Raw genomic sequence first — 7,755 nt, forward strand, 5'->3', positions numbered from 1 at the left:
CGGTTCGCGTGTGTCGTGACGGCGCCCTTGACTCGATCATGTTGTGTCATGAGCCTGGCAGTCGTTCGCTGCTGTGGCGGACCACTCTCTGGGGGGCTCATGAGACACAGAGCGAGATCGATCCTCGCTGTCGGCACGCTCCTGATCGGCGGAGCGAGCTTCGCACCCATCGCCCAGGCACAACCCGCACAGCCCGCGGCCGGCGACCCCGACGAGGTCAAGGTCTACCGCGCCGACGTCACCCAGAGGCAGGTACCCCTGCTGCTGGCGGCGGGGCAGGACGGCCACGAACTCGGCGAGCGGGTGCCCGACCGGGGCACGGCCGCCGTCGAGGTGTACCTCACCGAGGGACAGGCCGAGAAGCTCGAGGAACAGGGCGTCGACCTCACCGAGCACACGCTCCCCGCCGGGGCGGAGAAGCGCGTCGCGGCCGCCGCCGAGGGGGTCTTCCGCCCGTACAGCGGCAAGGGCGGCCTCAAGGAGGAGATGCTGCGCACCGCACAGCGCCACTCCGACCTCACCAAGGTCGTCTCCATCGGCAAGACCGTGCGGGGGCAGGACATCCTCGCGCTGAAGCTCACCCAGCACGCCCGCAAGAGCAGGGACGGCTCCAAGCCGGCCGTCCTCTACATGTCCAACCAGCACGCCCGTGAGTGGATCACGCCGGAGATGACGCGCCGGCTGATGCACCACTACCTGGACCGGTACCGGACGGACAAGCGGATCAAGAAGATCGTCGACACCACCGAACTGTGGTTCGTCCTGTCCGCCAACCCCGACGGCTACGACCACACCTTCGCCGACGACGCCAACCGCCTCTGGCGCAAGAACCTGCGGGACGTCAACGGCGACGGAGTGATCGGCACCGGCGACGGCGTCGACCTCAACCGGAACTTCCCCTACAAGTGGGGCTACGACGACGAGGGCTCCTCGCCCAACCCCACCAGCCAGACCTACCGGGGCGCCTCCCCGGGGTCCGAGCCCGAGACCAAGGCGATCGACGCCTTCCAGAAGCGCGTCGGCTTCACCTACGGCATCAACTACCACTCCGCCGCCGAGCTCCTCCTCTACGGGGTCGGCTGGCAGGTGGCCACGCCGACACCCGACGACGTGCTGTACGAGGCCCTGGCCGGCACGCCGGACAACTCGGCGATCCCCGGGTACCACCCGCAGCTCTCCTCCGAGCTGTACACCACCAACGGCGAGGCCGACGGGCACGCGGCCAACGTCAACGGCATGGCGATGTTCACCCCCGAGATGTCGACCTGCCAGACCGCGTCCGAGGTCGACCCCGACGACGCGTGGAACCCGCGCGACTGCCGCTCCGGCTTCACCTTCCCCGACGACGAGAAGCTGATCCAGCAGGAGTTCGCCAAGAACGTACCCTTCGCGCTCTCCGTCGCCGAGACCGCCGCCCACCCTGACCGGCCGTCCTCCGCGGTCGGCATCGAGGCCCCGGACTTCACCCCGGCGGCCTTCACGACCTCCTACGCGCGCGGCGGTGACCAGGAGGTCTCCGTGGTGGCACGCAAGTCCGTGCGGGACAAGCAGCTCCGGTACCGCGTCAACGGCGGGCGCACCCACACCGTGGACCTCAGGCCCTGGCGGGGCGGCGAGCGGTACGGCGGCGAGGACAACCTCTACTTCGACGAGTACCGCGCGAAGGTGCGGCACGGCGAGCCCGGCGACCGGGTCGAGGTGTGGTTCACCGGCAAGGCCCGCGGCGGCAAGAAGGCCGCCGCCACGTCCTTCACGTACACCGTGGCGCAGCGGCCCCGGGCGGACGTCCTCGTCGTCTCCGAGGAGGGGGCGAAGGCCACGCGGACGCAGGCGTACGTCGACGCGCTGCGCGCGAACCGGCGGACCGCCGCGGTCTGGGACGTCGCCGAACGGGGCGCCCCGGACGCTCTCGGCGTGCTGAGCCACTTCCGCACGGTCGTGCACCACACCGGCGCGGGCGTCCCGGGCGTCGCCACCCAGCTCCAGCTGCGCGCCTTCCTCAACGAGGGCGGCCGGCTGATCGAGGCGGGCGAACAGGCGGGCGGCAGCGTCGACCTCGGCGACGGCGTCCTGTCCGACGACTTCAGCCAGTACTACCTGGGCGCCTACACCCGCACCTCCACCGCCGGGGCCACCGCGTTCACCGGCGCCGGACCCCTCGCGGGCACCGGCGGCCCGCTCGGCGACACGCCCGGCAACCCGCTGGACCGGGCCGGCAGCTACGGCCTCACCTCCGACGAGCTGCCAGCCGCCACGTACCCGCGGTTCGCGAGTACCGGGGCCGGCTCCTTCCCCGGCACGGTCAACCCGTACGGTCCCTACGCCGGCTCCTCCATGGCGGCCGCCGTGCACACCGACGACGGCTACAAGCGTCTCACCCGCACCGTCGACCTCACCGGTGTCACCGCCGCCGAGCGGCCCACGCTGCGCACCCGCCTGCTGTGGGACACCGAGCCGGGCTACGACCACGTCGTCGTCGAGGCTCGCACGGCCGGCGGTGACGACTGGACGACCCTGCCCGAGGACGGCGGCGCCACCCGCACCACCGTGCCGTCCGAGTGCGCGGCCGGGTTCTACGTCGACGGGCACCCCTGGCTGGAGCACTACCTCACGCTGAGCGACGACGGTTGCGCCGCGACCGGCTCCACCGGGGCCTGGAACAGCCTCACCGGCTCCTCCGGCGGCTGGCAGCAGGTCGAGTTCGACCTGAGCGCCTACGCCGGGCGGACCGCCGAGGTGTCCCTCGCCTACGTCACCGACCCGGGCAGCGGCGGCCGGGGCGTCCTCGCCGACGAGGCCTCGCTGGTCGTCGGCGGCACCGCCACCGAGACCGAGGGCTTCGAGGCGTCGCTGGGCGCCTGGCGGGCCTTCGGGCCTCCCCCGGGCAGTCCGGCCGTCCTGAAGGACTGGACACGCACCGGGGAGCTCTTCCGGACGTACGCGGCGGTCACCACGGACGACACTGTGCTGCTGGGATTCGGTCTGGAGCACCTCACGTCCGCGGCCGACCGGGCGGCCCTGGTGAAGAAGGCACTGGCCGCTCTGCGCGGCTGACGCCCGGGCCGGCGAAAGCGGGCACAGGCGGGGAAAAGGGGTGACTGAAGTCCGTCGCCCTGGGGCGGTCCGTACCCTACTGGCGGGTACGGGCCGCCCTGCCGGGTATGGGACAACTCGATGTCACGGCCGGGGCCCCGGAGAGGTAGGGTCGACAGTGGTCGGGGACATCCCAAATACAGCTCGCCGGCGTCAGAGCCGGCGTACCAACGAGGAGATCGGTTCGTGACGATCCGCGTAGGCATCAACGGGTTTGGCCGCATCGGTCGGAACTACTTCCGCGCACTGCTGGAGCAGGGCGCCGACATCGAGATCGTGGCCGTCAACGACCTGGGCGACACGGCGACCACCGCGCACCTGCTGAAGTACGACACCATCCTGGGCCGTCTCAAGCAGGAGGTCTCGCACACCGAGGACACCATCACCGTCGGTGACAAGACGATCAAGGTGCTCTCCGAGCGCAACCCCGCCGACATCCCCTGGGGCGAGCTGGGTGCCGACATCGTCATCGAGTCGACCGGCATCTTCACCAAGAAGGAAGACGCCGAGAAGCACATCACCGGCGGCGCCAAGAAGGTCATCATCTCCGCCCCGGCGAAGGGCGAGGACATCACCCTCGTCATGGGCGTGAACCACGAGCAGTACGACGCGGCGAACCACCACGTCATCTCCAACGCCTCCTGCACCACCAACTGTGTGGCGCCGATGGCGAAGGTCCTCGACGAGAACTTCGGCATCGTCAAGGGTCTGATGACGACGGTGCACGCGTACACGAACGACCAGCGCATCCTGGACTTCCCGCACAAGGACCTGCGCCGCGCCCGTGCCGCCGCCGAGAACATCATCCCGACCACCACCGGTGCCGCGAAGGCCACCGCCCTGGTGCTGCCGCAGCTCAAGGGCAAGCTGGACGGAATCGCCATGCGCGTGCCGGTGCCCACCGGCTCCGTCACCGACCTGGTGGTCGAGCTCTCCCGCGAGGTCACCAAGGAAGAGGTCAACGCCGCCTTCCAGAAGGCCGCCGAGGGCGAGCTGAAGGGCTACCTGGAGTACACGGAGGACGCGATCGTCTCCTCCGACATCGTCAACGCCCCGGCGTCCTGCACCTTCGACTCGTCCCTGACCATGGTCCAGGACGGCAAGAGCGTGAAGGTCATCGGCTGGTACGACAACGAGTGGGGCTACAGCAACCGCCTCGTCGACCTCACGGTCTTCGTGGGCAACCAGCTCTGATCGCGGAGCGGACGGCCTGATATGAGTGCAGGGCTCGGAAGGCGCGGCGACGCGCCGTCCGGGCCCTGACGCACGTATCGGAACGGTCGCCCTCTTTCGATCACGAGCGATCACGAGCGAACAGGTCGCTGAACACGTTGCTCTAGCAGGGAGCCCCCATGAAGACGATCGACGAACTCCTCTCCGAAGGGGTCGCGGGCAGGCGGGTCCTCGTCCGCGCCGACCTCAACGTGCCGCTGGACGGCACCACCATCACCGACGACGGCCGTATCCGCGCCGTGGTGCCCACCGTCAAGGCCCTCGCCGACGCCGGCGCCCGCGTGGTCGTGGCCTCGCACCTGGGCCGCCCCAAGGGCGCCCCGGACCCCGCTTTCTCGCTCGCCCCGGCCGCCGCGCGCCTCGGTGAACTCCTCGGCGCCGACGTCGCGTTCGCCACCGACACGGTCGGTGACTCGGCCACGTCCACCGTCTCCGGCCTCGCCGACGGACAGGTCGCCGTCGTCGAGAACCTCCGGTTCAACGCGGGTGAGACCAGCAAGGACGACGCCGAGCGCGGCGCCTTCGCCGACCGGCTGGCCGCCCTCGCCGACGTCTACGTCGGCGACGGCTTCGGCGCGGTGCACCGCAAGCACGCCTCGGTGTTCGACCTCCCGGCCCGGCTGCCGCACTACGCGGGGTACCTCATCGCCACCGAGGTCGGCGTGCTGAGGAAGCTGACCGACGACGTCAAGCGGCCCTACGTCGTCGCCCTCGGCGGCGCCAAGGTGTCCGACAAGCTCGCCGTCATCGACCAGCTGCTCGGCAAGGCCGACCGCATCCTCATCGGCGGCGGCATGGCGTACACCTTCCTCAAGGCCCAGGGCCACGAGGTCGGCGCGTCCCTGCTCCAGGAGGACCAGATCCCGGCCGTCCAGGAGTACCTGGAGCGGGCCGAGAAGAACGGCGTGGAGCTGGTGGTGCCGGTCGACACGCTCGTCGCGCCGGAGTTCCCCGACATGAAGGCCAAGACGCCGGGCAACCCCGCCACCGTCGCCGTGGACGCCATCCCGGCCGGCACCCTGGGCCTGGACATCGGTCCGGAGACCCGCAAGCTCTACGCCTCGAAGCTCGCCGACGCCGCCACCGTCTTCTGGAACGGCCCCATGGGCGTCTTCGAGCACCCCGACTACGCCGAGGGCACCAAGGCGGTCGCCCAGGCCCTCCTCGACTCCCCGGGCTTCACCGTGGTCGGCGGCGGGGACTCCGCCGCCGCGGTCCGTACCCTGGGCTTCGACGAGCAGGCATTCGGCCACATCTCGACCGGCGGCGGCGCCTCCCTCGAATACCTCGAGGGCAAGACGCTCCCCGGCCTCGCAGCACTGGAGGACTGACCCTCAATGACCACCCGTACGCCGCTGATGGCGGGCAACTGGAAGATGAACCTCAACCACCTCGAGGCCATCGCCCACGTCCAGAAGCTCGCCTTCGCCCTGGCCGACAAGGACTACGACGCCGTCGAGGTCGCCGTCCTGCCGCCGTTCACCGACCTGCGCTCCGTGCAGACCCTGGTCGACGGCGACAAGCTGAAGATCAAGTACGGCGCCCAGGACATCTCGGCGCACGACGGCGGTGCCTACACCGGCGAGATCTCCGGCCCGATGCTGGCCAAGCTGAAGTGCACCTACGTGGCCATCGGCCACTCCGAGCGCCGCCAGTACCACGCCGAGACCGACGAGATCGTGAACGCCAAGGTGAAGGCCGCCTACAAGCACGGCATCACCCCCATCCTGTGCGTCGGCGAGGAGCTGGAGGTCCGCGAGGCGGGCAACCACGTCAGCCACACCCTGGCCCAGGTCGAGGGCGGTCTGAAGGACCTCCCGGCCGAGCAGGCCGAGACCGTCGTGATCGCCTACGAGCCGGTGTGGGCCATCGGCACCGGCAAGGTCTGCGGTGCCGAGGACGCCCAGGAGGTCTGCGCGGCGATCCGCGGCAAGCTCGCCGAGCTGTACTCCGAGGAGCTGGCCGACAAGGTCCGCATCCAGTACGGCGGCTCCGTGAAGTCCGGCAACGTCGCCGAGATCATGGCGCAGGCCGACATCGACGGCGCCCTGGTCGGCGGTGCGTCGCTGGACGCGGACGAATTCGTCAAGATCATCCGGTTCCGCGACCAGTGAGCCGCCGGGTGCGCCCGCGTGCGGGCGCACCCACGGGACGGGAGTAGGCCGCAGGGCCGATCCGTCGTACTCTTGCGGGGTCCAGTCCTGTGCTGGACCCCGTGTCGTCCATCCGTTTCCGAGGAAGTTGGTCCAGCCGTGGTTCTGGGGTTCTCCATCGCCCTGATCGTCTTCAGCCTGCTGCTGATGCTGCTGGTGCTGATGCACAAGGGGAAGGGCGGCGGCCTCTCCGACATGTTCGGTGGTGGCATGCAGTCCTCCGTCGGCGGCTCCTCGGTCGCCGAGCGCAACCTCGACCGGATCACCGTCGTGATCGGTCTGCTGTGGTTCACCTGCATCGTGGTGCTCGGCATCACGATGAAGCTCAACAACTGATCCCGGAAGCGCGATCCGCCCCCATTCTCCACGTAACGCCCCATGTTGGGTACGCGCAGCTGAGCGCGGCCTATCATGGGGCTTGCGTCTGGATGGGGAGACAGGTAACTCCTATGACTGGACGCGCGTTGGGCCTTACGTAGACTGAGGCGCTCGCAGCGAAGCGGTACGCCGACTCGCTTCGCGGCACCATTACGCAGGGAGTTACGACCGTGGCAAGTGGCAACGCGATCCGGGGAAGCCGGGTCGGGGCGGGGCCGATGGGCGAGGCCGAGCGGGGCGAGTCCGCGCCCCGGCTGCGCATCTCCTTCTGGTGCTCCAACGGACACGAGACGCAGCCCAGCTTCGCCAGCGACGCGCAGGTGCCCGACACCTGGGACTGCCCGCGCTGCGGATTCCCGGCGGGGCAGGACCGCGACAACCCGCCGGACCCGCCGCGCACCGAGCCCTACAAGACGCACCTCGCCTACGTGCGGGAGCGGCGCAGTGACGCGGACGGCGAGGCGATCCTCGCCGAGGCGCTCGCCAAGCTGCGGGGCGAGATCTGACACCCTGACGGACGGGCGTGCGCGCCCGCCGTCCGGCCGGTTCGCACTCCGGACTCCTTCCGTCCTCCCATGGCTGATCAACTAGGTTGGGACCAGCCGGCACAGCGGGGACATACAAAGGAAGAAGGCTCACGTCCGAGATGAACGCAGACGGCCGTACCAGGCTCAACCAGACGCCCGAGTGGACCGCACTGGCCAAGCACCGTGAGGAGCTCGGCGAGGTGCGGCTGCGCGAGCTGTTCGCCGCCGATCCGGGACGCGGCACCGGATACACCCTCCGCGTCGGTGACCTGTACGTCGACTACTCCAAGCATCTGGTGACCGACGAGACGCTGCGGCTGCTGCGTGAACTGGCCGCGGCCACCGATGTGTCCGGGCTGCGGGACGCGATG

General features: G+C 70.0%; 6 protein-coding genes and 1 pseudogene. All 7 read left to right on the top strand.

Annotated features, from left to right (window positions below):
- Nucleotides 1–99 precede the first annotated feature (99 nt).
- On the top strand, nt 100–3,054 hold the full coding sequence (locus tag ACIF8S_RS32350) for a M14 family zinc carboxypeptidase (RefSeq protein ID WP_400003998.1): 2,955 nt from the start codon (nt 100–102) through the stop codon (nt 3,052–3,054).
- A 225-nt stretch (nt 3,055–3,279) separates the two neighbouring features.
- Nucleotides 3,280–4,287: a type I glyceraldehyde-3-phosphate dehydrogenase gene (gap, locus tag ACIF8S_RS32355; RefSeq protein WP_349793784.1), complete on the top strand. Its 1,008-nt coding sequence runs from the start codon at nt 3,280–3,282 to the stop codon at nt 4,285–4,287.
- Between the two features lie 158 nt (nt 4,288–4,445).
- A complete protein-coding gene (locus tag ACIF8S_RS32360) occupies nt 4,446–5,657 on the top strand; it encodes a phosphoglycerate kinase (protein ID WP_400004001.1) in 1,212 nt (403 codons plus the stop codon).
- Nucleotides 5,658–5,663: 6 nt separating this feature from the next.
- Complete coding sequence (tpiA, locus tag ACIF8S_RS32365) at nt 5,664–6,440, top strand: triose-phosphate isomerase (RefSeq protein ID WP_400004002.1); 777 nt, start codon at nt 5,664–5,666, stop codon at nt 6,438–6,440.
- 138 nt (nt 6,441–6,578) lie between these two features.
- Nucleotides 6,579–6,815: a preprotein translocase subunit SecG gene (gene secG, locus ACIF8S_RS32370; protein ID WP_024882419.1), complete on the top strand. Its 237-nt coding sequence runs from the start codon at nt 6,579–6,581 to the stop codon at nt 6,813–6,815.
- 212 nt (nt 6,816–7,027) lie between these two features.
- Nucleotides 7,028–7,363, top strand: coding sequence for an RNA polymerase-binding protein RbpA (locus ACIF8S_RS32375; protein ID WP_003957010.1), 336 nt, complete (start codon nt 7,028–7,030; stop codon nt 7,361–7,363).
- Between the two features lie 140 nt (nt 7,364–7,503).
- Nucleotides 7,504–7,755 (top strand): annotated as a pseudogene (locus ACIF8S_RS32380) (glucose-6-phosphate isomerase); the annotation flags it as partial.

Origin of the sequence: Streptomyces sp. NPDC085937, from assembly GCF_044540535.1 — a bacterium.
Taxonomy (GTDB): domain Bacteria; phylum Actinomycetota; class Actinomycetes; order Streptomycetales; family Streptomycetaceae; genus Streptomyces.

Coding starts and splice junctions, on each gene's coding strand:
- ACIF8S_RS32360 (WP_400004001.1), top strand. CDS start 4,446: ATGAAGACGATCGACGAACTCCTCTCCGAAGGGGTCGCGGGCAGGCGG.
- tpiA (WP_400004002.1), top strand. CDS start 5,664: ATGACCACCCGTACGCCGCTGATGGCGGGCAACTGGAAGATGAACCTC.
- ACIF8S_RS32350 (WP_400003998.1), top strand. CDS start 100: ATGAGACACAGAGCGAGATCGATCCTCGCTGTCGGCACGCTCCTGATC.